We start from the raw sequence: 23,644 nt of genomic DNA, 5'->3' as shown, positions 1-23,644 counted from the left end.
AATTGCCGGTTTACAGACTACACCAGCAGAACACTTCTGCTGAATGGTAACCCGTAACTGGTAGCTGAAAATTAGTGGCCTAGGAAGTTCTGTGGCGGAATCATAACCACTACGTCCTGGTTGCCTTGCATAACGCACTGGCAGCCAAGGCGCGAGTTGATGCGCGGATCAACGGCGCGGTCAATGAAATCCTCTTCCTTATCACTGATTTCGGGGAGGTCTTCCTCCCCCTGTAAGATGTATACGTGGCAAGTACTGCAGCCACATACGCCGCCGCAGTTATGTTGCAACTGAATGTCGTTGTTGAGAGCAACGTCGAGTACGGATTCGCCCTGAGCAGCCACGTGGGTCTGGTCGGGCTGGCCGTCCTGAAATTTAAAGGTGATATTAACAACTTTCACGAGTAGCGCGTTGAAGCGGGCAAAATGCGGGCACGAAGGTACGTACCCCTCCCCCGGAATCAAAGCTAAAAAGCCCCTTCGTTGTTTTGGCTTTCCCCCCTGGCTTGTTGCTGAATGCTCTCCGTCAGCATCTTATACAAGTTTTGCCACCCCGGATAGGCTGCAAGTGCCACTTGATGCCGAGCGAGGGTAGGGGCATCGTGACGAGCGGCCGGCCCAGTTTGCACGCTAAACGGAGGCTCTGCTAATGCCTTATCAATTGTTTCCCGCACCAGCGGGGCCAGCAACTTCATGGGTAAGTTATCCTCAGTGAGCAGGGCGTGGCTTATACCTAAGAGATGGTTGGTGAAGTTGCAGGCAAACACAGCTGCCATGTGCAGGCGCAGCCGCTGTTGGGTATCTACCAGTCGCACATCGGCGTTTAGCGTACTGGCCAAGTCCAGCAAAGTGGCTTCGCCGGCCTTGTCAGCGGCCTCAATACATAAGGGCAGCTTTTGCCACTCTATTGTGCGGCCGGGGCTAAACGTTTGTACCGGGTAAAGCACACCTCCCCGCACAGTAGGCCACTCTTCAAAAACACTAAGTGGCAGGGCCCCGGCGGTATGTACTACTAGCGCCCCCGCCGGAAACTGCGCCGCTGCCAGTACGGCCGGCACTGCGGCATCTGGCACGGCTACTATATAAATATCGGCGACAGCTAGCCCGGTAGCATCGGCAGTGGCCGTAGCACCCGGTATCTGCGCGGCCAGAACCTCTGCCGACTCTAGCGTACGGCTCCATACCTGTAACACGACATGGCCTGCTTGCTGCAGGGCCGGGCCCAGGTGCTGGGCTACTCTACCAGCCCCCAACATTACTACTCGTAGACCTCTCACCATAACATGGCCGGGAGCAATTTGAAATTCATAAGCCGAGTGCTGAAATATTGCGCATTTGCTGGTATTAGCCGCGTTTTTTTAGCAAAAATTTAAGACCTTGTCACTTTCAAATGGTGCGTTTATACACCTTAACTCCTTTAGCTTAACTCCTCCTCATCTTTACTTGTCCGCATGAGAAACTCGTACAAAACAAAGTATACAACTCCTTGGCGCAAAGGGCTTCTAACAGCTTTGTTAGGACTAGGTGCTATAGCTGTGCATGCGCAGAACTTAAACTACCTGCCCTCTGGTGCTTCAAATGTAACTACTACCTACACTGATTTAGGTAGTGATGGCACTGTTATTACTACCCCAAACACCGACGACGCCAATTCCGAGGTGCAGGCAATCGGATTTACTTTCAACTACAACGAGCAGGCATTTGACAACTTCGTGCTAAACACGAACGGGTATATCAAGCTGGGCCCCACGGCTCCGGTGGCCCCGTATTTCTACGACGGCCCGCAAGTAACCACTGGAGGTCCCGTTAATAATACGGCTGAGACTAACCTGCTGCTACCATTTAACCTAGATCTGGAATCAGCGGCGGCAGCTACTGCAGAATACCGGGTAGTCACTACCGGCACCGCTCCTAACCGGGTATGCACCATCCAGTGGAAGAATGTCAGTGACAAGGCAACCGCAACCATAGGGAAGCAGCTAGCTTCGCTGAGCTTTCAGGTTCGCTTATACGAGACTACTAACCGTATTGAATTTGTATACGGCACTGCTACTGCTGGCCCTGGCGCAGAAGCTTTTAAGTCTGCAGCAGTTGGGATAAAGGGTTCAGGCAACAGCACTACGCAGCTCATTTCAGCTACTAAGGGTTCTACCGGAGCCTGGAGCACTACCTCATTTCTTGCCGGCCCTTACACAGGGAATGCACACAACATCCGGAAGTCGGTGCTGCCCGATGCAGGCCGTACGTATCGGTTTACTGCCCAGAAGGCTAATGATGCAAGTGTATCGGCGGTTTATAGCCTCGGAAAGCTCCCTATTCCTTTTGGCACTCCTCATGTGGTGCGCGCTTTCCTGCGCAACCTAGGTACAAATGCCTTGGCCAGTGTAACTGTAACCCTGACGGTAAGCGGCGCCAACAGCTTCACTAACACGAAAGTAGTTGCCTTACCAGTTGGCGCTGCCGGCACACTCTCCTTTGATGGGTTTACCCCAACCGTTGCGGGCACAAACACTATCACGGTTAGCGTAGCCGATGATGATGACAACTCCAATAACACCGCTACCTATACCCAACAAGTCAATTCAACGACTTACGCTGTAGCTGACCCTACCTCAACTGCAGCCATCGGGGGCATTGGGCTTACAGCTAACAGTGGAGCAAACGCTGGCACTGGTATTCTGGCCGTGCGCTATACCGCCAGCTCAGCTCGCACGGTGACTAGCGTAACTGCCCGCATTGAGGACACCCGGACCATTGGCCGCACACTGTACGCAACCGTACTTGATGCAGCCGGAGCAATACTCGGCAGAACTGATGACTATGTGGTAACGGCCGCAGATATTTCTACAACCAAGACGTTTACTTTCGCTTCGCCCGTTCCTATCACCAGTGGCAACTTTCATGTAGGCCTAGCTCAGGCAACCTCACCCACTGGCACGGCTCCCTTTTTCCCGTTAGGAACCCAGGCTGAAAACCCTACTCGTACGGGCGTATTTTTTATAACAGGTTTAACCGGTGGCGCCCTTACTGATGTATCTGGCAACAACTTAGGTCGCTTTATGCTTGAGGCTGTTACCGGTCCGCCTGTTACTTGCTTCGCCCCAACTGCTGTATCAGTTAACAATCAAACTGCTACTTCCGCAGTAGTAAACTTTACCGGCCCCGCTAACGGTACTGGCTACTCCATTATCTATGGTGCCACCGGTTTTGATCCTAATGGTACCACTGGTGCTACTACGGTTGCTGCTCCCTCGTCGCCTTTTACGCTAACAGGCCTAGCTCCTTCTACTACCTATGCGCTTTACATTCGGGCCAATTGCGGCACCACCGATCAAAGCACGCTGACTGGGCCTATTGCCTTCACTACACTGTGCACGCCACCCGTAGTTAGCACTTTCCCTTATACGGAAAGCTTTGGCACGGTAGCTTCCGGCCTTTCATATCCCTGCGGTATCACGGTTGCGGACGTTAACAGCGACAATAACACCTGGCGGATTCCTAGCAGTGTGGGTGGCAATGTTACGATGGCCAACGCTATGGTGTATAGCTACAACAGCACCGACGCTACCAAAGGCGCTAATGACTGGTTCTTCACGCCAGCTCTATCTCTGCGTGCTGGCTCCCGGTATCAGCTGACATTTAAGTACAAGACGGATGCCACCAATTTCTCCACCGCTGAGAAGCTGGAAGTGAAGTATGGCGCTGGTGCCACCCCTGCTGAGCAAACCAACCTGCTCTGGAAAAATGAGAGCATCACCAACACCACCTTAACCACTACCACGGGAGGCACCGGAGCCAACCAGGTAATGCCCATCACGCCGACTGCTGATGGCACTGTTTACATCGGTTTCCACGCTTTCAGTGCCCCCGACCAGTTCAACCTGTACGTTGATGATATTTCAATCAACTCAGTGGTAACTGGCCTATCGGATGCCTTGGTTCGGGCAGTTAATGTATTCCCTAACCCCTCTGCTGGCATGTTCACGGTTGAAGTGCGCGGTGCTAATGCGAAAGGAGCTATGAAGGTGGAAGTGACTAACCTGCTAGGTCAGCGGGTTCATACGGCTACCATCCGTGATAATGCTGAGAACAGAGTTGACCTCTCCGGCTTAGCCAATGGCATGTACACATTGAAAGTGCTGTCGGGCAACGACTACATGATTCGCAACATTGTAGTGCAGAAGTAATTATCTGCTTCTACTACCCCACAAAAAAGGAGCACCAGTTGGTGCTCTTTTTTTGTGGGGTAGTAGTAAAGTGAGACAGTATAGAATGCGCTACACCTCACTTTGCGGTATTTCATCTACTCCTACCGCTACTAACCAACTGGCCTAGCAACTATGCCGGCTATTCGCTATTGGGGAGTTGTTCTTAGATTTTTCTGTGGTTCCCTGAGCCTTTATGCACGCAATAGCTTGATTAAACCACTCGCTGTACTGGCCTAGCCTGCTTTGGTTATTGAAGGGAGCAATAGTGTTATTAAGCCGGGGGTATGATTATTCCCTCCATTCAAGATGCATTTCCTAGGCCACATAGCGCCCTGTAAACGCACATGGCCCCGGCTCTATTAGTAGCCGGGGCCATGTGCGTTTAGCAGCTAATGTGAGCTGTTTAAGCTGCTTGGCGCTTCTTTTGTATTGGGCGCGGCCGTGGAGTAGCATCTGACTCGGGCTGCGTAGGCTTTACAGCTACATCTACATCGCGGCGGCGCTTGTAGAGGGCCATGCCAAAGCCCACGGCCATGAGCAGCGTACCGCTCCAAAGCAGGTTAATGAAGGGCTTCTCCATTGCTTTCAGAATGATATAGTCCTTCTGCGTGGTGCTTACCCCGAAGGTAAACTTGCCTTTAGTGGGGTCTACATTCAGAAAGCTTAGGCGTAGGCCCAGGTCATCTACCTCATCAGGAACACGGCCAATCATGCGGTTGCGCACCACAAACACTGGGTGCACATGGTACTGCCGGTTTTCACCAAACACCAGGAAGTCGCCCTGAATAGCCAGGTCGCCCTTGGCGAGGCCTAGGCCAGCTGTCTGGTGTGCGGGCTCTACCCCCCGGAACACCGCGAAGTAGTCGTTTAGGAAAATGGTATCACCAACGCTCAACACGTGCTCCTTCACCTCGCTCCAGTCCTTCTCCTTATCGGGTGGGGGCACGGCGCTAATGTGAGAATAGATGTCGTGGTCGAGGAATTTCTTGATGTCGGGCGAAGCCAATAGGCCTTCCCCCATCTCCTCATTCACCTGTCCGCGCGGATACAGCACGAAAGCCTCCCCGGTCTTGCGGTCTTTGTACTCAACGCGGTAATAAGTGTTTTCGGGCAAGATGTCTACCGTATCGCCAGCCTTGTAGTACACTTTGTCGCCGCGCTTGATATCGGCGCGAGCCAGTGCTTTGTACTCATCGGCGGTGCGGAAAAGCAGTTGCTTGTCTACGTAGCCAGGTACTTTAGGCACATCAATATACTGGCCGGTATAGCTCACATCGTACTTGCCCATGGGCGCTTTATCATTGCGCCACAGCAATACGTTGTCGCGGTTAGTTTCTTCCGGAAACTCCCGTGAGTAGAGCAAGCCCGATACGTTCTGGGAAATAATCTTGGAGTAGCCCGCCGAAGCCAGAATACCCAGCAGCATGAGCGCAATACCAATGTGCGCCACGCCGCCGCCCGACAGACTTACCTTTCTACGCATCAGCGTAATAACCATACTCAGGTTCGCCAGCACCCCAAAGATGCCAGTGGTCAGCAGCACAATGTACGTCAGGCTCATAGTCAGGCCGTAATACTGCACCAGCAGAATTACTAGCGCCGCGCTGAGCAGGCTCAGAATACCGGGCACAGTCAGCGAGTTGGTCAGCGAAGTCTTGTCGTTCTTCTGCCACCACATGATTTGAGCCAGGCCCGAGAAGAACGCTACCCCTACCCCCATCCACAGCTGAATTTTAGTGTAGTGCTGGATCTGATCAGCAGGCAAAGCAAGGTTTGACTTAACACCAACAAAGCCGAGGAACGCATTGTACACTGGAATGCTGGTAGTAACCAGCACTTGGAAGGCGCCGAGGCAAAGTACCGTAGCTCCCACAAACACCCACAACTCGGGGTTGTACGTGGTAAGCTCTTTCTCAGAAATCGGGATATGCTTCCAGCGGTAAGCGAGCAGGGCAATAGCCAACACTACGAAAGCCCCCAAGTAAATAATCAGCTGCCCCGACAGGCCCAGGTCGGTGAAGGAGTGCACGGAGGCATTACCCAGAACCCCGCTACGCGTGAGGAAGGTAGCGTACAGCACCAGCAGGAAGGTAGTGATTACCAACACAAAAGAGGTGCGCAGGGCCGTGCGGCTCCGCTGCCACAGCACCAAGCCGTGTAGCGAGGCTACCAGCACCAGCCACGGGATGTACACGGCGTTTTCAACCGGGTCCCAGTTCCAGTAGCCACCAAAGTTCAGGGTTTCATAGGCCCAGTAGGCACCCATCATGATACCTACGCCCAGCACTAGGCCACCTACCAGCGTCCAGCGTAAGGCGGGCCGTACCCACTTGGTGTATTCACCCTTCCAGAGACCCGCAATAGCAAAGGCAAACGGTACCAGCGTGAGAGCAAAACCCAGGAACAGCGTAGGTGGGTGAATCACCATCCAGTAGTTCTGGAGCAGGGCGTTCAGGCCGGTACCATCTTGAGGAATGAAGTTGGGGTTGGTTTTGAAAACGGGAATATCCAGGAAGTCGCGCAGTAGAATAAACGGCGACGAGCCAATTTTGACGCCACCCAGCACCACGCCCAGAATCATAGACGTGAGAAAGAGCTGTACGCCCGCAAAAATGGCCATTACGGGGGCTTCCCAACGCCTATTGAAGCGCATAATGAGAAAGCCCAGCACTACCTGCCAGAATATCCAGAGCAGGAAAGACCCCTCCTGCCCTTCCCAGAAGCAGGAAATCATGTAATACACCGGCAGGTGGTTACTGCTGTGGCTCCAAGCATAATAATACTCGTAGCGGTGGGTGTAGATGATGGTAAACAGACACGCAATGACTGATACCACAGCTGCCCCGTGCAGCAGAAAAGCTCCACGTCCGATCCGAAGCCAGGAGGCATCGGTTTCGCCGAGGGGCTGGTTGCGCGACGCCATGAAGTAGGCGTACGCCGCTACCGTGGCTGCCACAAAAGCAACGATGACACTCAGGTGCCCGGCGTCGCCGATGAAGGTGTTTAGCATGAGAATTGTGGTTCTGATGTTACTGGGAAGAAGATGGAACTGGCACCAGCAGTGTCAGCTCATCTGAAGTAGGAGATTGGCCGGGGCCATAGGTTTGGGTGATGCGCACGCGCACCTCCCGCACACCTTGCTGCTGCAAAAGTACAACCGGCAGCAGGCTCATTTGCTCAATCTTTTTCTGTTTGATAATCTGGCGGTTTCCCACCACCCGGCCCGAAGCCGCATCTGTGGCCACTACCGATAGCTTAGCACCGGTTTTATACTGGCCTAGCGGTACCCGCAGGTAGCGCAAAGAAGTATCGCGCTGCATGGGCATCAGCTTGCTGTAGGCCACCCATCTCTGTTGTAATAACACGGGCGGCTGGTTATCGGTGCCCTCTGTTAGTATTTGATAGAGGTAGCGCCCCGGCTTAGCTAGCGTTTCCTGAAAGCGGTAGGCCACTCCGGCGGCACCATAAGTAGTGCGCTGCACCGGCTGCTTGTTCCGCTCATCGGCCCGAAACTCGGCCATCTCCCGCCGCAACACCCGAAACTGATTGGCGCCAACCAAAGAATCTGGAAGTGTCCACTGCAGGTTTACCAGGGGGCTGATGGTAGGTGCTACGCTGGCTATAGTAGGCGGAGCCAGGGCCGGCACTCCCAATGCCTTGTCGCTCACTGCAAGCTGAAAGGCGCAGAAGTCGTGCAGGTAGCCATCTACGTTGAGTAAGTAGCGCTGCCCCGCCCGTAGCTCATCAAGAGTTACAAACACATCGTCCTGACTTCCCAACGAAACGCACGTCAAAATCTGGTAGGTCTTCGGTTGGCACGGCTCCCCCGTCAGCACCACCAGCTGCACCCCGCGCGTGTCGCGGCACTGCTGGGCACTGATGTTAACAAAGTAGCGGCCAGTAACCAATGGCGTTACTTCAAACCATTGGTCGTTGTGATACTCAATGCACTTGCCGGTCAGGCGCTCATCCACGCATTTCCACTGCACCGTGCAGCCCGCCGTAGAAGAGGTAATGGGCTCGTTGAGGTGCAGCACGCGCCGCCGTTCAATGTCATCGTTTGGCACTGGGGTTTGTGCCGCTGCCATGAGCATTGAGTACTGTATGATGATGAGCTGAGCAACCAGCACGCGCCGCCAGAAACAAGCAGTTGCTTGGCTTAACCGGCGCGTTGCGTGCTCACTCGTCATGGCACATAGTTAGTTGACGGAAGCAGTAGCGCCCTTAATGTCCTTCTCCACGTACTTAGAAGGGCACTTCAGCAGAATCTTATCGGCCACAAACACATTATTGCGCATGGCACCCGTAATTACCACCTGCTCCGACTTATCAAAGTCTTGAGGCTTAGGGTTGAAGTACACCACACGCTGAGCAATGCGGTTGGTATCCACCAAGGTGAAAGCGAAATAGTTGGGGTCGAGGGTCGGGTTGTATTCCAAGCCCATGATGTTCTGCCGACCATCGCGGGGCAAGCGGCCTACCACGTGCACTTTGGTCAGGTTTCCTTCGGCCGCCCGCTCCTGGGCTTCGCGGAATGAGACGTACACGCTGGCATCACCGGCGGCGCTCATGATGATACCAATTGCCATTGCAATGACGGTAATGGCGAGGATGTGTGCTTTTTTCATGTTCGGTGCAACAGGACAACCTTAAGCAGGTCGGTAATCGGAACAACAAAGAAGACAGCAAAGGTCCACAGAAATCAACTGTGGGGAAATGATTTAATCAACTTCCTCCTTTGCGCAGATGCGTAAGATTCAGAATTAGTCTTTTACTTCTTTTTCCAGGCGGCTCAGCTTCCGATCAAGAGAAATCAGGAAGAAAAGCAGCCCGGCCAGCACTACCGTAATTACGGCTACTACCACGTAAATTTTACCGTCGTGGCGCAGGGCATCGGCCATTTCAGGCTCATTTGAAGCAGTAGCCTGAGCGGCAGCGCGCAGCATAGGCAGCAGTAGGGCCAACAGGAGCAGCAGCGCCGGGCGCAGCTTAGGCAAGCTGTTTTTCATATACTTTCTGTTTTAAGAGCGAAAGACGGCTGGCTACCTGAGCCAACCAGAAGGCCAGCAGCGTCCAGCCAATTACAGCGGGGTAGAACACTAGCCGCATGTTGCTGTCGAGGTCGTACTTGGCGAAGGCCGGGTTGCCGCCCGCCCCGGGGTGTAAAGAGTCGGTGAGGCGCGGCAGGATATAAAACAGCGGCATGGCCGTTGCAAAGGCGAAGATGTTATAAATGGCCGATATCCGGGCCCGCTGCTGCTCATCGGTAAAGGAAGAGCGTAGCACCAGGTAGGCACCATAAATGAGCATGGCAATGGCGGCCCCGTTCAGCTTGGGGTCGTTGGTCCACCAGGCGCCCCAGGTGTAGCGCGCCCAGATGCTGCCCGTGGCTAGGCCTACCAGGCCCATCAAAATGCCCGTTTTAGCCGATTCATGCGCTAGGATATCCAGCTCGGGCGTAGGAGTACGCAGGTAGCGAACTGAATAGTACACCGAAGCCACGAGGATAAACGTCATCCCAAACCACATGGGCACGTGGAAGTACAGGTTCCGGATACTCTCGTTGAGTATGGCCAGCCGAGGAACCGGCATCAGCAGCCCTGCCACCGCCACGTAAAGCAGCAACACCACCGCCAGAGCTTTCCACCAATTATGTTTCATGAGAAGCACGTAGTTAAAATTGACCGCTGAAGGATGAATAGGGTGCCGGCAGCGCCACGTATGCATAACAGCCAGCTTGGTTGAAGTATTCCGTGCCCCCAACATTATTTCCGGGGCCAGTTACTCCTGGCTGTTTGCTCCTGCCCTGCATTAGCTGCGCCATAAAAAAGGAAATAAGAGGTAGGACACCGCCCCTACAATCATATTGAGGGCTACCAGCGTGAGCAGGGAGCTTTGGCTGGCCTCAAACTCCAACCCATCCAGAGCATTCTTTGATACCTTAATAAGCAGCAGCAGCATGGGCACCATCAATGGGAAGCCCAGTACAGCCATCAGAGTGCTACTGTTGGTTGCTTTGGCGGCTATACCCGAAACGAGTGTGAGCGTACTGGCAAAGCCTACCGCTCCCAGCAGCACATTACCCACAAATAGGCCTACGTTCTGCACGGGGTTTCCGAGCACTAAGGCGTAGAGGAAAAAGGCTACCAGCGCCAGCCCCAGCAGCAGCAATGCGTTGTAGCTGATTTTGGCCAGAATCACGGCCTGGGGCCGAACTACGGTGTAGTAATACAGCATGCGCCCCCGACTCTCCTGCAGGAAGCCTTTTGCCACGGCATTCACGGCTGAAAACAGCAGCACAATCCAGAACAGGGCATTCCAGGCCGGCGCGGGCAGTTGGCCTCCGCGCAGAGAGAAGCTCAGGTAGCACACAAATACAGTGCTGCCCACGTACAGCAGCATCCCGTTGAGGGCAGCACGCTGGCGCCATTCCAAACGGAAGTCCTTTTGCATCAAATACCAAATCTCGCGGAGGAGCTGCACGGCAACAGGGCTGGTGAACAGGACCGCAAAGATACAACCCAACTCCCGGATTAGCGGCTACTGGCCTAGGAATAGCGTAACCCCTCCTGCTATATGCCCGTTTAACGCGTGTTTTGCCCAGAATCATAACGCAAAAGGGCCTGCCACCGAAAAGTAGCAGGCCCTTTTGCGTTATAATCAAAAACGAACGCTAGAAATCGTAGCCCAGGGTTACGTAAAACTTAGGCCCCTTTTCTGTGTAGTCTTCGCGGCCCCACGCTACATCGCCCTTCACGTAGAAACCAAGTACGGTGCTGCGTATGCCTCCTCCGTAACCGTATAATAACGGGTTACGGAAGTTCACTACCGTAGCCGAGAAGGGGTTGCCTGCGCCACCCGTAATCTGGGTGTTGAAGGAGTTGTTCTCGTTGAAAGGGTTTGAGCCGGCGTAGGTGGTACCCATATCACCAAAGGCCGTGAGCTGCAGATTGCGGAAGAACCCTGATTCAACTGGCTTACGCGAGAGATATTGAATAATGGGCAGGCGCAGCTCAGAGTTGAACAGCACATATTTTGGGCCCGTGCGCTTGCTATAATCAAAGCCCCGCAAGTTGGTTACAAACTGCTGGTAAAACATCTGCGTCGGATCGAAGGGAATGGTCTGCCCTCCTTCGTAGCTGTTGTTCAACCAGTTATCCATACCCCCCAGCCGAAACTCCGGCTGGATGTTGCCCCCACCAATGAATTGGCCAAAGCTGGCCCGGTTGGCCCATATCAGCTGCCGATGAATCTTTTGGTAGTGCCGCAGATCAATGTATACCTTCCCAAAGCCCGGCGAACCATTGTCTAGCCCATTGAGCCGGGTATACCCAATTTTCATGCGGGTACCTTCCAGCATGTTCACGCCCGTGGCAATGGAGTTATCAAAGATCAATTCTCCGGCCCCACCTAAATAGTTGCGGTTTACATCACTGGAGTTGCTCAGGTCGCTAAACACCTGCCGGCTTACGTGCACAAACCGGGGGCCAACCCGCACGCTCAGGTTATGGGTAAGCGGGTAAGCCAGCGTTGGCGAAATCTCATGCCGCGAGTAGCGGGTGCGCCCATAGGAGGCAACATCAAAGAAATAGGCCTGTTTCTGGTAGCCCAGGCTCCAGTCATAGCGGCGTTTCAGGTTGGTGTACTGCGCGTAAATATTGCTGGTTCGCAAATCCGTCAGCGCAAAGATTCCCGCCTGAATCCGGTGGTCCTCAAACAGGTCGGCCATGTTGGCCTGCCCCACTACGCCAAAGCCCAACAGCGGATCTACGTACAATGACGACACCACATTATCGATGCTAAAACGGGTGTCGTAGCGGAAGGGGCCGTTTATGCCCGCATTTGGCGCGGGGGCTGACTGCGGCAATACCACCACCGTAGCGGCACGCGTGCGTTTGGGGGCACTGCCGCGCGAGGCCGGAATGTCCTCATCAAACTCATAGTCTGTGGTATTTACCCGCCCGTCGCTGCGGCGCGGCTGGGTTTCAGGCTGCGTACCAGCATCCTGCTGGTTTTGATTTTGGCTCTGCTCCTGAGCATTTGCAATAGTAGGAGCCGTAGGGCTGGGCGCCGGCGCCGCAGCCTTTGCTGGTGCGGGTTTAGAGCGGTCTTCCAGGGTTTCCTGACGGGCTGTTTTATACAGCGTCAGGTTTTCTGGCAGCGCATAGTTTGGGTACAGGTAGACAAAGTCCTTGGCTTCTTCCGCCGCAGTAAAGCCCAGGGTGCCCGTTTGGGGGTTATAGTCGTATTGCTTGATGTTGGACAGAAAGCTCGTGACGGGCCGGTATTGCTTGGTAGCCAGTGACAGACGATACAGGCTACGCACACCGCTTTCTTCTCCAATAAACAGCACTTCCGTATCAGAAATGGCCCGGGGGCTGCCTTCGTTGGAAATGGTACTCACCAACGGTTCTACTGGCTGCGCCCGACCATCGAGATGGTATAGGAACAGGTCGTAGTTGTTAACAATGGTATTAAAGCTGCCACGTGCCGTGCCCGCCGAGTCAAGCCAGCGGTTAGAGCTGAACACAATGCCGCCCCCATTAGGCAGGAAGGCAGGCTCTACGTCATCAAAAATATCATTCGTGATTTTTTCGGGTGAGCGACTACCGGCCCGCAACAGGTACAGGTCAGTTTGCCCATCGCGCACGCCGCTAAATACCAAGGCTTTGCCATCGGGCGAGTAACTCAGGCTGTTGATCTGCGAGTACGGCGAGAAGATAGAAGTAGTCTTGCCAAAGGTGGGCAGCAACGACTTCAGGCGGCTGGTCATGCTGCTTAGGCCACCTTCCGTGCTTCGCAGATGCAGGGTCATATCGCCCTTCAACATTTCAGCTACTGCCACCTGCCCGTTTCCGCGCCACGCCAGTACGGGCAAGCGGGTCTCTACTTCCTGGTCGGGCGTTTTGTACCCCCCCCTGTGAATAACATCACGCCCCTTGCCATCTTTATTCACTACCAGCACGCGGTAGCGCCCCCGGTCGTTCTGCACAAAGGCCAGGCGCTGGCCGTTCGGGCTTACCACCGGCTGCGAGTAAAGAACTCCCTTTCGGTTGTTGTGAACCACGCGCCGGGCCTCGTCGGGCTCTACGTAGGGCGTTTGGGGCTGCGCATTGAGCTGGCGGTAATAGTTAAGCCAGTCTTTCAGAAACACTTTGTAGGGCACATTCAGCGAGGAGCTGATGCCTACTTCCACGTCGCGGGTGATGCGCGTCAGGTTCAGGATGTTTTGAATGCTGGTGTAGCCGTAGCGTTCCGCAATATAGTTCCACACGCTTTGGCCGGCCAGCTCAGGGTTGCGCAGGAAGTAGGGCGCGGTTTTGTTGTTATCATGCGCCTTGGTCATGGTGCGCATGTAATCATCCATCTCCACGCTCCACCCCTGCGATGCATACGCCGAGGCCCCGCTGATAAACCAGTTGGGCAACTGCAGCAGGTACGTGCTTTGAATGACTTCCTTCAGGGAGCCGCCATACATCATGTCATTAAGCAGCACCTGCGTAATGCGGTTGCTCAAATCCTGTTTGAAGCGCGTTTGCTGACCCTCAAAGGCAATTTGCACCTTGGTCAGCCGGGTCAGGGAAGTTTCCCCGCCGGTCTGGTATTTATCCGAGTCCAGCCCGATGTTGCTCTGCCGCAGGTCGCCTACGGAGTTATAGAGCATGATGGTGGTTTTGGAGTACGGATAGTACCCAATCAGACCCGTAATGCGCTGTAATTCCTTCTCGGCGTATTCGGCTGCGTGGCGGGCATTAGCTTCGCCCCCCGCATAGTAGTATATAGTAAAGTTCTGGCTGCTGAGTTGCAACCAGTTAAACTCCTTATACTGAATCCGGACCCTCCCGAAGGGTTCCTGGGCTGTTTGGGCCAGAGCTACACTTCCGGGAAGCAGGAGGCCTAGCACTACAACTGCTAGGCCAGCCGGCCGGCCGTAGCCGCGCCGTGATAGTAAGGACAAGTGCTTCATATACGAAAGCTAAAACGCTAAGAGCTAGAATCAGGAGCCAGCGCCCGCCACTACGGGTGCTGGAGAATATAACGCAGAATATCGCCGAATATTGACCTCGGGCCACAGCTCAACGTCATTTTCCAGCCAATCGACCATGAGGGCTGCCAAACGAGGCGCCATCATCACTCCTTTTGAGCCAAACCCATTGAAAATATGCACGTTTGGCACCGCTGGGTGGGTGCCCAACAGCGGCTTACGGTCGCGCACGGCGGGCCGCACTCCGGCCCGATGCTCCGTTATCCGAAACGGCCGGTCGGTTATGGCTTCCAGGCGCTGGCTTAGCTCCTGCCGGGCATCAGGGGTGATGCCCGCCGCAAAGGGAGGCCAGCGGTAGGTGGCACCCACCCGAAACTGCCCGTTGCCGAGCGGTACCACGTAGGCTCCTTTATTCAGAACGTATTGATCAGAAAGCTCCGGACATTCAACCGTCAGCACCTCCCCCTGGTTGGGGGTGAGAGGCAGCCAATGAAAGTACGGATTTTGAACAGCCGCAGCTCCTTCACAACACACAACGTGCTGTGCCCGCACACGGTTTGCGTACGTGAAGCCTGTGCCGCCGTCCGTAGCCGGAACAAGCAGGTCCCAAGCAAAAGTTTCGTGCTGCAGCCAGCCTTCCGCAATTCCCTCAGCAGCCAGCGCCGCCAGCGCTTCTCGCACCAAAACGTGGCCTCCTCGCTCTATACGCAGCCCTCCAAATTCCTGCCGCAGCCCCTCTACCTGAGGCAACTGCACATCCGCATTGGGCACAAAACTTCCCCACGGGTGGTCGGCGCTGCGGGCCAGCACGGTATTCTGCTCCCCTACGGAAGAAAACAGCTTGAGAATGGGGGCTTCGTAAAAAAACAGTTGCTGAAAACGGGTCTCCAACGAACGGTAAAAGTGCGCGGCGGCGGGCATCAGCTCCTCAGCGCGCCAGGCCAGGGCGTACCGCTTCCCAGCTACCGGGTTCATGAGGCCCGCTGCTACATTGGAGGCCGAGTTGGGTTGAGGCGTATCGAGCACAAGTACGCGCCGGCCCCGGCCTCGTAATTCCTGCGCCAGGGTAGCGCCAGCTATGCCATGCCCAATCAGTAGGTAGTCCACACTTTTCATGAGTGGCAAGGTAAGTGAGGTTCGCGGAACTCTGCCTGCTGTTGGTTTAAAACCGCCGTGCTTCTAGGCCAGGCAGGTTTGCCCCCACTTGCGTAACTTACCCGCTTCATTATGCCTGACATGTTCTAGGCCTGTTTTTCCTCTACGTATGACCGTTTCCGGATTCACTTTCAACGCGTTTTCCGAAAATACTTACCTCCTGCACGATACCACCGGCCAGTGCGTGGTAATTGACCCTGGCTGCTACGAGCGGGCCGAGCAGGATGCCCTGCGCACATTCATTGCCGACAATGGCCTAGAGGTGGTACTGCTGCTGAACACACACTGCCACATCGACCACGTATTTGGTAACAAGTTTATTGTGGATACCTATCAGGTGCCCTTCCTGATTCACGAAGCCGATCTGAGCACCCTGCGCGCCGTACCTTCTTACGCCCCCAACTACGGCTTTCCGCGCTTTGAAATCACTGAGCCAACCGGCTTCCTGACGCCCGGCCAGCCCGTGCACTTCGGCGAGACCGAAGTAGAAGTTCGCTTTGTCCCCGGGCACGCTCCTGGCCACGTGGTTTTCTATCACGAGCCCACGCAAACGGTCATTGGCGGCGACGTGCTGTTCAAAGGCAGCATAGGCCGCACCGATTTGCCCGGCGGCGACTACGACACTCTCATTGAGAGCATCCGTTCCCAGCTCTTAACGCTGCCCGATTCCGTGACGATTTACCCGGGCCACGGCCCAGCTACCACGGTTGGGGCCGAGCGCCGCTCTAATCCTTTTCTGCAATAAGTGAGCTTCTCTGGCCGCTAGGCCACTTTTCTATCTGCTTTCTATTCACGCACAGCCTACTTGAAAAAGCATCTCCCCAACGCCGTTACCTGCCTAAACTTATTCTCTGGCTGCCTGGCCCTAACCCAGATTTTTTCTACTGATGGCAATCTGGTTTACGCTTCGTATTTTGTGTTACTAGCCGCTGTATTCGACTTTTTTGATGGGTTGCTGGCGCGGGCTCTGCACGTGTCATCCCCCATTGGCAAAGACCTTGATTCGCTGGCCGATGTAGTGTCGTTTGGGGTGGTGCCGGGCGCCATTATTTACAAGCTGCTCCAGGGAAGCCTTACTACCGCAAATCTGCCGACTTACCTGGCCTACGTTGGTTTCATCGTTACTATTTTCTCGGCGCTCCGGCTAGCCAGGTTCAACAACGACACCCGCCAGTCGGACTCGTTTATTGGCTTGCCTACGCCCGCCTGCACCCTGGTAGTTGCCTCGCTGCCGCTTATTCTGGAGCACGATTCTTTCAACCTGGCCACTACTATTCTTAACCCCTGGCTGCTGCTGGCGCTGGCAGTAATACTTTCAGGTTTGCTGGTAGCTGAGTTGCCACTCTTTGCGCTCAAGTTCAAGAGCTTGCGCTGGCAGGATAACTCCGTTCGGTTTATTTTCCTGCTGTTGAGTGTAGGCCTCTTGCTTGGGCTTGGCGTAGTAGCCGTTCCGCTGATTATTCTGCTGTACGTGTTGCTCTCTCTGGTACGCCCAGCAAAGGCTTAATATTTAGTCATTCAAAGGCCACAATATTTCAGGCTTCTGGCAGTTAAGAAAGCGACCTACTCCTGAACTGTCGGCCTAGCGCGTCTGTTGGCATCGCAGGTCTTTGTCTTCTATTTTTTTCCGTGTATGAGTCTTTTCTATGCGCCTCTTTACTAACTGGATGCTGGCCTGCTTGGCCATTCTAGGGTTAGTAGCTCCGGCGGCAGCTCAATCCGCGGAACAAGTTGTCCAGAGCACTATTACCTGGAATGGCACTGCCGACATACTTGTGCGCGGGCAGCAGCGGCGAGTGCCTACCTTTGAGGGGGCCGTGTACCGCTACGGCGACCAGGTAGGTACATACCAGCGCCGCCTAGAAGGCAACATAGCTGACGGCCAATTGCGTGATGCGGTGTATGTTCCGGTTACGCCCCTGGAAGCTCGGCAACTCGATCTGAATTCTTTGCCTACTCTTCCGGTAGTATCGCTATTTAGGGGCACTGAGCAGCGCCGGCCAGTTACGCTGCTCACCTTGCAGCCGCTGCGCCGCAACTCCCAAACGGGCCAAACCGAAAAACTCACGTCTTTTTCCTTTGCGTACACGCTGTCGGGTGAGCTACAGCGGGGCACCCAGGGCCGCACCTACGCGCGTGCTTCGGTGCTCAGTTCCGGTGAGTGGTTTAAGATTGGAGTGCCCACAAACGGGCTGTACAAGCTTGATAAAGCTACCCTTCGGGCTCTAGGCCTCAATGTGCAAAGCCTCGACCCAGCCCGGCTCCGCTTGTATGGCAACGCCATGGGCACCCTGCCCCAGGCAAACAGTGCGTACCGCCCCGATGATCTGGCTGAAAATGCCATGCAGTTTTTTGGCGACGGCACTGCCTCCCTCGAAGACAACGAATACTTCCTGTTTTATGCTCGTGGCCCCCACACCTGGCGGCAAGATGGCAGCAACCTTCGGTTTCGCCACCAGCTTAACCCCTACGCCGATACGGCTTATTACTTCCTGACCGTTGGCTCTGCAGTAGGCCGGCGGGTAGCGGCTGCGCCAACTGTGAGTGGTACCGCTTCGGCGCGCATAAGCACCTTCCCCGACCGCCAATTCTACGAGCGGGAACTGTTCAACCTCTTAAAATCAGGTAGGGTGTGGCTAGGGGAGTCGTTCACAGCCGGCAACCAAAACACGTTTTCCTTTCCAGTAACAGATCTGGTACCAGGCACTACGGCCCAGGTAACCAGCTCCGTCGTTGCTACTTCATCGGCAGCTACCTTCTTTCAGGTAACGGCCAATTCTCAGCCATTGGGTAATCAGGTAATCAGCGCCATCAATAATTACCAGGGCTCCTACCCTGAGGTAGCTAATACCAGTCTGAGCACGTTTACCTATCCGGTGCCTGCTAGTGCCCCTTCGGAGATTAAAGTGGGCCTTACCTACAACGGCAGCTCCGACCTCTCCGCCAAAGGCTACCTCGATTATCTGGAGCTAAATACCCAACGACAGCTGCGGCTTTCTGGTAGTTACTTAGAGTTCCGCTCGTTTGAGAACATCAGGGCCAATGCCGTCAGTCAGTTTGACCTCAGCAACGCCAATGGGGCTACGGTTTGGGATGTCACCAATCCGCGGGTGCCTTCGGCAGTAACGCTCACAGGTGGCAGCTTTTTGGCCCGCACTGATACGTTACGGGAGTTTGTGGCTTTTACTCCCGGCCCCAGCTTCCCCACGCCTCGCATCTTTGGGCGGGTACCGGTGCAAAATCTACACTCCCTAAACCTCGATGGCAAGCTAGACCTGGTAATTGTCACGCACCCTTCGTTTTTAGCGCAGGCTGAGGAGCTGGCCGAACATCGCCGCAAGCATGATGGCTTAACTGCGCAGGTGGTTTCCACTACGCAGGTGTATAATGAGTTCAGCTCCGGTGGCCAGGATGTAACAGCCATCCGTGATCTGATGAAGATGGTGTATGACCGTTCCGGTGGTAGTCGCCAGCTGTACCTGCTGCTATTCGGCGACGCTTCCTACGATTACAAGGCGGATCCTACAAACGATAAAACCCAGCTTCCTTCGTGGTGGAACGACGGGATGGCAAACCGTGACCAGATTGCGCAAAACTACGTGCCAGTGTACGAGTCGCAGGAAAGCTTCGACCCCGTGCAAGGTAGCCGCCCTAATGCGCAAGGCATCAGCTATTCCTCCGATGACTACTACGGACTCCTCGATGACAATGAGGGAGCCTGGCTTCCTGGCTCCAGCTCTGAAATGCTGGATATTGGTATTGGCCGCCTTCCCGTACGCTCGCCCGTAGGCCAGTATGGCAACGCCGATATGGCGAAACTAGTGGTATCGAAGCTTAAAAGCTACGATGCCACTCCCGCCTACGGAAAGTGGCGTAACCGCCTCACCTTTGTCACGGACGATGGCGACCAAAACCTGTTTGACCTCAAGGGGGCTGAGCCCTTGGTTAACTTGATAGAAACCAAGGAGCCTGATTACAACATCCGGAAGGTGTATCTGGATATGTATCCGCAAACTGTTTTGGCCGCGGGCCAGCGCTCACCTGAGGCTGAAAAAGCCATTGATGAGTCGTTTGAACAGGGCTCACTGCTTATTACTTACATTGGCCACGGAGGGCCTAAAAACTGGGCCGATGAGCAGATCCTAGGTAATGCCTCAGTATTGCGGTTACAGAACAAAAACCGCCTGGCTTTCCTGTTTACCGGCACCTGCGACTTCAGCACCTACGACAACCCTGAGTTTACCTCTGCCGGTGAGCAATCCTTAACCGATACAGAGGGTGGTGCCATTGGGCTTTTCACTACCACCAGGGTGGTGTACGCTTCCAATAACCAGTTTCTGGCCACCGAGTTCTTCAACGACGTACTGCGCCGCCGCCCCGATGGCACCATGCCTCGCCTGGGCGATGTAATTAGCATGGCCAAAAATGCCGCTTTGGCCGGCGACGGTAACCGTAACTATGCGTTGCTCGGCGACCCCTCCATGCGCCTGGCCTACCCTGAGCAGCAGGTAGTACTAACTGAGCTGAATGGTAAGCCAATTACCGCAGCCCCAACCGACACACTAGGGGCCCTCAGTACAGTAGCGTTGCGAGGTGAGCTGCGCCTGAATGGGCAACGTAACACCACCTTCTCCGGTACCGCCCAGGTAACCGTGTACGAGAAGCCATCTATCGTTACCACCCTCGGCAACGACCCTACCGACGCCAAGCAACGCATCTCCGTTCGAGAAAACGTACTCTATGACGGCCAAGCTACCGTTACCAGCGGGCAGTTTACTGTCAATTTTGTAGTACCCAAAGACATCAACTACAGCCTAGGCATAGGCAAGATCAGCTTATATGCCTACAGCGAAACCCAGCGCCAGGATGCCCACGGCTCTCGCTTGGTACCAGTAGGCGGTGCGGCCTCTTCTGCCCTACGTGATACTGTTCCGCCTGATATTCGTTTGTTCATGGACAATGAGCAATTCGTATTTGGGGGCCTCACGGGTACCACTACCACCTTGCTAGGCCGGTTTAAAGATGATAGCGGCATCAATACTGCAGGCTCCGGGATTGGCCATGATATTACTGCTACCCTTGATAATGACGCTAGCAAGGTCACTGTATTAAACACCTTCTACACGTCGGAACTCAATGACTACAAGAGTGGCCAAGTGAAATATTTGTTCAAAGACTTAACCACTGGCCCCCATATTCTCCGGGTTAAAGCTTGGGACACCTTCAATAACTCTGCAGAAAAAAGTATTGAGTTCATTGCGGCCTCTACGGATAAATTAGCGTTGCAGCATGTGCTTAATTATCCCAATCCCTTCTCTTCAACTACTACTTTCCACTTCGATCATAACCGAAGCGGCGAGGAGCTAGAAATACAAGTGCAGATTTTTACCGTATCTGGCAAACTGGTACGCACACTCCAAGGCACCACCCTGGGTGCTAGCAGCTCTCACATATCGTCTATCTCCTGGGACGGACGTGATGAGTACCATGATCAGCTTGCTCGCGGGGTATATGTTTACCGCGTAAGTGTCCGCTCTCAGCGCGACAATGCAACGGCATCTAAGTACGAAAAACTTGTCATTCTCAACTAAAACTGCGGCTTTTCGCCTACCTTCCCCCACAACCTTTCTGCTGTCCATGAATTTGACGAAGCTGCCCCTGCGTTTTGCGTTCCTGCCTGGTCTACTAGGCCTAGCTGCCACTGTTCAGGCCCAAACGCAGTCCAATGCCATTACTACCGCTGTTCCCATCCTCACCGTTAGCCCCGATGCGCGCTCCGCTGCTTTAGGTGAAGCCGGCGTTGCTATCAGCCCCGACGCTAATGCAGGCTACTACAATCCGGGTAAACTTGGCTTCGTACGTTATAAATACAGCATATCTCCTTCTTACACGCCTTGGCAGCAAAATCTGGCCAATGACATGGGCTTGGCGTATTTGGGCTCCACCTTCAAAATCGGAGAGCGTTCCGGCTTATCGGCGACGCTTATGTACTTTGATTTGGGCCAGATTCAGTATCGCAACGCTCAAAACATTCCCGGGCCAACATTCAACCCCAAAGAATACTCTCTGGCCATCGGGTATGGCCTCAAGCTTAGCGACAACTTTGGAGTAGGACTCAATGCCCGCTATATCCGCTCTAACCTTACTGGTGGCCTAGCGGATACCAAACCAGGTCAGGCTGTAGCCGTTGACCTGGGAGCATACTACACCAAGGACCTCACAATTGGCGCTGGTGAGTATAACCTATCACTGGGCGGCGCTATATCCAACATCGGCAATAAAATGTCTTATACCGATGCCGCTCAGCCAGACTTCCTGCCCATGAACCTGAAGCTGGGCACGGCCATCACCAAGGAGCTCGATCTTTACAATAAGCTCACGTTGGCTTTTGATGCGAACAAGCTATTAGTTCCTACTCCTTTCTATGATGTCGATGATCCAACAAATATTGGCAAGCAGTCAGTAATTGATGAGAACAACCGGCGTGCTCAGAAAGGCATTGTGAGTGCGGTATTAGGCTCTTTTAGCGATGCTCCTGGTGGTTTTAAGGAAGAGTTGCGCGAAATTAACTTAGCTACTGGCCTAGAGTATGCTTACAACGACCTCCTTATGGCTCGTGTTGGTTATTTCTATGAGCATCAGTACAAAGGGGCTCGCCAGTACCTGAGCCTAGGTGCCGGGGTGAGATACAACGTGCTGGGAGTAGATGCAGCTTTCCTGGTTCCTAATGATAAAGCCAACCCTTTGGCTAACACCATCCGTATTTCCTTACACTTTAACATAAATGCGCTCGAAGAAGCCTTCGGCAATTCCGACTCAGCGCCTACCAACTAATTCACGCCTGAATGCTCGACCGTAAAGTCGCTCCTCCCGTTCAGCCGCTGGCCAGCATCACGCTGCCCGCGGCTGACGTGCTTTTGCTCCCTAATGGAGCCCGCCTCCACATCCTGCGCAACGCAGCGCAGCCAGTCATACGTTTGCAAGCTGTCTTCAAAGCTGGTAAATGGTATGAGCCGGCACCTAGCGTTTCCCTCCTCACGGCCCGAATGCTGCTGGAGGGTACCCGCACCCGCACTGCCCGTCAGATTGCCGATGAAGTGGCCTTCTATGGTGCTTCACTTGAATGTGAGCAAGGCTTTGATCGTGCCACTCTTACCCTGTATTGCTTAAGCCGTCATCTAGAGAAGCTGTTGCCGTTGTTCCTAGACGTAATTACGGCGCCAACCTTCCCTGAGGTAGAATTAGCACAACTTAAAGCTCGTACCATCCAGAACGTGCGGATAGAACGGCAAAAAACCAGCTATCTGGCTGCCGAGCAATTCTCTCGTAACCTGTATGGCCCTACCTTTCCTTATGGCGTCGTATTTGATGAAGCGAAATTCGACGGAGTGCTTGTGGAGCAGGTAAGAGCTTTCCACCAGGAGTTTTATCAACTAATGGGTGCTGAAATCTTTCTCTGTGGTGATGTACTTCCGGAGCATGAGCAACTCATACAGCAAACGCTAGGCATAACCCAATCTCAACAGACTAACATAGCTTCTGTAGAAGCCTTTACCATAAGCGCCCCTCCCCTAGATTATGTTACTGTGCCAGGTAGCTTGCAGGCCTCTCTGCGTATTGGGCGCTTGTGGCCTTCGAATAGCCACCCACAAACCCATCAACTCCAAGTGCTAGTAAAAGTGCTAGGAGGATACTTTGGGTCGCGTTTAATGAAGAATATCCGCGAAGACAAAGGATTTACTTATGGTATCTATGCCAGCGTAGGCCCCAGAGAACATGCCACTAGCTTTGTTATCGGCTCTGATGTTAATGCTGCCAGTGCTGATGCTGCAATTCAGGAAGTACACTATGAACTGCGGAAGCTACAAGAAGAGCTGATTCCGGCTGACGAACTCCAAACAGTCAAGAACTACATGACTGGCAAGTTCGCCAACGAATTAAGCACTGTATTTGAACAGTGCGATAAGTATAAAAGCATTGTGTTTTTCAATATCCCAACTGATTACTATTCGGAGTTCATCAAACAGACACAAGCTGTAGATGCCAGAGCTCTACAATTGCTAGCACAGGAATACCTTTCTCCAGAGCAAATGATCGAAGTAGTTGTAGGCCCACAGAGGTAACCACAAGTCTGCTGCAAAACAGAAAGAGGCCTAGCATACAGTATGCTAGGCCTCTTTCTGTTTATAGGTCTAATTGAAGCTGATGTAAATGTGAGACACAGTCAAGAACTTGATAATCTCAACATATCAAGTGAACCATCTCTTTGCTTACTCTATAGCACGGACATTACTGTA

At 53.9% G+C, this 23,644-nt stretch carries 16 protein-coding genes; 6 read left to right on the top strand and 10 right to left on the bottom strand.

What is annotated here, in order from left to right; translation table 11 throughout:
- Nucleotides 1-71: 71 nt before the first annotated feature.
- Both HMJ29_RS09980 and HMJ29_RS09975 read right to left on the bottom strand, forming a co-directional pair.
- A complete protein-coding gene (locus tag HMJ29_RS09980) occupies nt 72-401 on the bottom strand; it encodes a 2Fe-2S iron-sulfur cluster-binding protein (protein WP_135529486.1) in 330 nt (109 codons plus the stop codon).
- Between the two features lie 65 nt (nt 402-466).
- On the bottom strand, nt 467-1,279 hold the full coding sequence (locus HMJ29_RS09975; protein ID WP_171591339.1) for a Rossmann-like and DUF2520 domain-containing protein: 813 nt from the start codon (nt 1,277-1,279) through the stop codon (nt 467-469).
- Between the two features lie 255 nt (nt 1,280-1,534).
- Between HMJ29_RS09975 and HMJ29_RS09970 the strand changes: the two genes are divergently transcribed.
- On the top strand, nt 1,535-4,186 hold the full coding sequence (locus HMJ29_RS09970; RefSeq protein WP_171591338.1) for a T9SS-dependent choice-of-anchor J family protein: 2,652 nt from the start codon (nt 1,535-1,537) through the stop codon (nt 4,184-4,186).
- Between the two features lie 424 nt (nt 4,187-4,610).
- Here the strand turns inward: HMJ29_RS09970 and ccsA are convergent, their stop codons facing one another.
- The 8 genes from ccsA to HMJ29_RS09930 all read right to left on the bottom strand — a co-directional run bounded on the left by ccsA (nt 4,611) and on the right by HMJ29_RS09930 (nt 15,308).
- Nucleotides 4,611-7,217, bottom strand: a complete 2,607-nt coding sequence (gene ccsA, locus HMJ29_RS09965; RefSeq protein WP_171591337.1) for a cytochrome c biogenesis protein CcsA — start codon at nt 7,215-7,217, stop codon at nt 4,611-4,613.
- Between the two features lie 19 nt (nt 7,218-7,236).
- A complete protein-coding gene (locus tag HMJ29_RS09960; protein WP_171591336.1) occupies nt 7,237-8,397 on the bottom strand; it encodes a hypothetical protein in 1,161 nt (386 codons plus the stop codon).
- Between the two features lie 9 nt (nt 8,398-8,406).
- Nucleotides 8,407-8,835 (bottom strand): cytochrome c maturation protein CcmE domain-containing protein, encoded by a 429-nt coding sequence (locus HMJ29_RS09955; RefSeq protein WP_171591335.1) that lies wholly within the window; start codon nt 8,833-8,835, stop codon nt 8,407-8,409.
- A gap of 135 nt (nt 8,836-8,970) precedes the next feature.
- Nucleotides 8,971-9,216, bottom strand: coding sequence for a CcmD family protein (locus tag HMJ29_RS09950; RefSeq protein WP_171591334.1), 246 nt, complete (start codon nt 9,214-9,216; stop codon nt 8,971-8,973).
- Nucleotides 9,197-9,868, bottom strand: coding sequence for a cytochrome c biogenesis protein (locus tag HMJ29_RS09945; RefSeq protein ID WP_171591333.1), 672 nt, complete (start codon nt 9,866-9,868; stop codon nt 9,197-9,199). The genes HMJ29_RS09950 and HMJ29_RS09945 overlap by 20 nt, the downstream gene beginning before the upstream one ends.
- A 150-nt stretch (nt 9,869-10,018) precedes the next feature.
- Nucleotides 10,019-10,660 carry a heme exporter protein CcmB gene (locus HMJ29_RS09940; protein ID WP_135529559.1) on the bottom strand — a complete coding sequence of 214 codons (642 nt, stop codon included), beginning with the start codon at nt 10,658-10,660 and terminating at the stop codon, nt 10,019-10,021.
- 220 nt (nt 10,661-10,880) lie between these two features.
- Nucleotides 10,881-14,174 carry a PD40 domain-containing protein gene (locus HMJ29_RS09935; RefSeq protein WP_171591332.1) on the bottom strand — a complete coding sequence of 1,098 codons (3,294 nt, stop codon included), beginning with the start codon at nt 14,172-14,174 and terminating at the stop codon, nt 10,881-10,883.
- Between the two features lie 30 nt (nt 14,175-14,204).
- On the bottom strand, nt 14,205-15,308 hold the full coding sequence (locus HMJ29_RS09930) for an NAD(P)/FAD-dependent oxidoreductase (RefSeq protein WP_171591331.1): 1,104 nt from the start codon (nt 15,306-15,308) through the stop codon (nt 14,205-14,207).
- Nucleotides 15,309-15,456: 148 nt separating this feature from the next.
- Here HMJ29_RS09930 and HMJ29_RS09925 point away from each other — a divergent pair, with 148 nt between their 5' ends.
- The 5 genes from HMJ29_RS09925 (at nt 15,457) to HMJ29_RS09905 (ending at nt 23,470) form a co-directional block, all read left to right on the top strand.
- Nucleotides 15,457-16,092 (top strand): MBL fold metallo-hydrolase, encoded by a 636-nt coding sequence (locus HMJ29_RS09925; RefSeq protein WP_171591330.1) that lies wholly within the window; start codon nt 15,457-15,459, stop codon nt 16,090-16,092.
- A gap of 60 nt (nt 16,093-16,152) precedes the next feature.
- Nucleotides 16,153-16,854 (top strand): CDP-diacylglycerol--serine O-phosphatidyltransferase, encoded by a 702-nt coding sequence (gene pssA, locus HMJ29_RS09920; RefSeq protein WP_171591329.1) that lies wholly within the window; start codon nt 16,153-16,155, stop codon nt 16,852-16,854.
- A gap of 139 nt (nt 16,855-16,993) precedes the next feature.
- Nucleotides 16,994-20,938 carry a type IX secretion system sortase PorU gene (gene porU / locus HMJ29_RS09915; protein WP_171591328.1) on the top strand — a complete coding sequence of 1,315 codons (3,945 nt, stop codon included), beginning with the start codon at nt 16,994-16,996 and terminating at the stop codon, nt 20,936-20,938.
- A 46-nt stretch (nt 20,939-20,984) separates the two neighbouring features.
- Nucleotides 20,985-22,181, top strand: coding sequence for a type IX secretion system outer membrane channel protein PorV (gene porV / locus HMJ29_RS09910; protein ID WP_171591327.1), 1,197 nt, complete (start codon nt 20,985-20,987; stop codon nt 22,179-22,181).
- Between the two features lie 11 nt (nt 22,182-22,192).
- Nucleotides 22,193-23,470, top strand: a complete 1,278-nt coding sequence (locus HMJ29_RS09905) for a M16 family metallopeptidase (RefSeq protein WP_171591326.1) — start codon at nt 22,193-22,195, stop codon at nt 23,468-23,470.
- Nucleotides 23,471-23,644 lie beyond the last annotated feature (174 nt).

The organism is Hymenobacter taeanensis, assembly GCF_013137895.1.
Classification (GTDB): domain Bacteria; phylum Bacteroidota; class Bacteroidia; order Cytophagales; family Hymenobacteraceae; genus Hymenobacter; species Hymenobacter taeanensis.
Note: the sequence above shows the minus strand (reverse complement) of the source record. Positions and strands in the feature narration are given on the sequence as shown.

Excerpts from the sequence above, each read along its gene's own strand:
- HMJ29_RS09930 (WP_171591331.1), bottom strand. The coding sequence starts at position 15,308 with ATGAAAAGTGTGGACTACCTACTGATTGGGCATGGCATAGCTGGCGCT.
- porV (WP_171591327.1), top strand. The coding sequence starts at position 20,985 with ATGAATTTGACGAAGCTGCCCCTGCGTTTTGCGTTCCTGCCTGGTCTA.
- HMJ29_RS09950 (WP_171591334.1), bottom strand. The coding sequence starts at position 9,216 with ATGAAAAACAGCTTGCCTAAGCTGCGCCCGGCGCTGCTGCTCCTGTTG.
- HMJ29_RS09955 (WP_171591335.1), bottom strand. The coding sequence starts at position 8,835 with ATGAAAAAAGCACACATCCTCGCCATTACCGTCATTGCAATGGCAATT.
- HMJ29_RS09940 (WP_135529559.1), bottom strand. The coding sequence starts at position 10,660 with ATGCAAAAGGACTTCCGTTTGGAATGGCGCCAGCGTGCTGCCCTCAAC.
- porU (WP_171591328.1), top strand. The coding sequence starts at position 16,994 with ATGCGCCTCTTTACTAACTGGATGCTGGCCTGCTTGGCCATTCTAGGG.
- HMJ29_RS09905 (WP_171591326.1), top strand. The coding sequence starts at position 22,193 with ATGCTCGACCGTAAAGTCGCTCCTCCCGTTCAGCCGCTGGCCAGCATC.
- ccsA (WP_171591337.1), bottom strand. The coding sequence starts at position 7,217 with ATGCTAAACACCTTCATCGGCGACGCCGGGCACCTGAGTGTCATCGTT.
- HMJ29_RS09960 (WP_171591336.1), bottom strand. The coding sequence starts at position 8,397 with ATGACGAGTGAGCACGCAACGCGCCGGTTAAGCCAAGCAACTGCTTGT.
- HMJ29_RS09945 (WP_171591333.1), bottom strand. The coding sequence starts at position 9,868 with ATGAAACATAATTGGTGGAAAGCTCTGGCGGTGGTGTTGCTGCTTTAC.
- HMJ29_RS09925 (WP_171591330.1), top strand. The coding sequence starts at position 15,457 with ATGACCGTTTCCGGATTCACTTTCAACGCGTTTTCCGAAAATACTTAC.
- HMJ29_RS09935 (WP_171591332.1), bottom strand. The coding sequence starts at position 14,174 with ATGAAGCACTTGTCCTTACTATCACGGCGCGGCTACGGCCGGCCGGCT.
- HMJ29_RS09975 (WP_171591339.1), bottom strand. The coding sequence starts at position 1,279 with ATGGTGAGAGGTCTACGAGTAGTAATGTTGGGGGCTGGTAGAGTAGCC.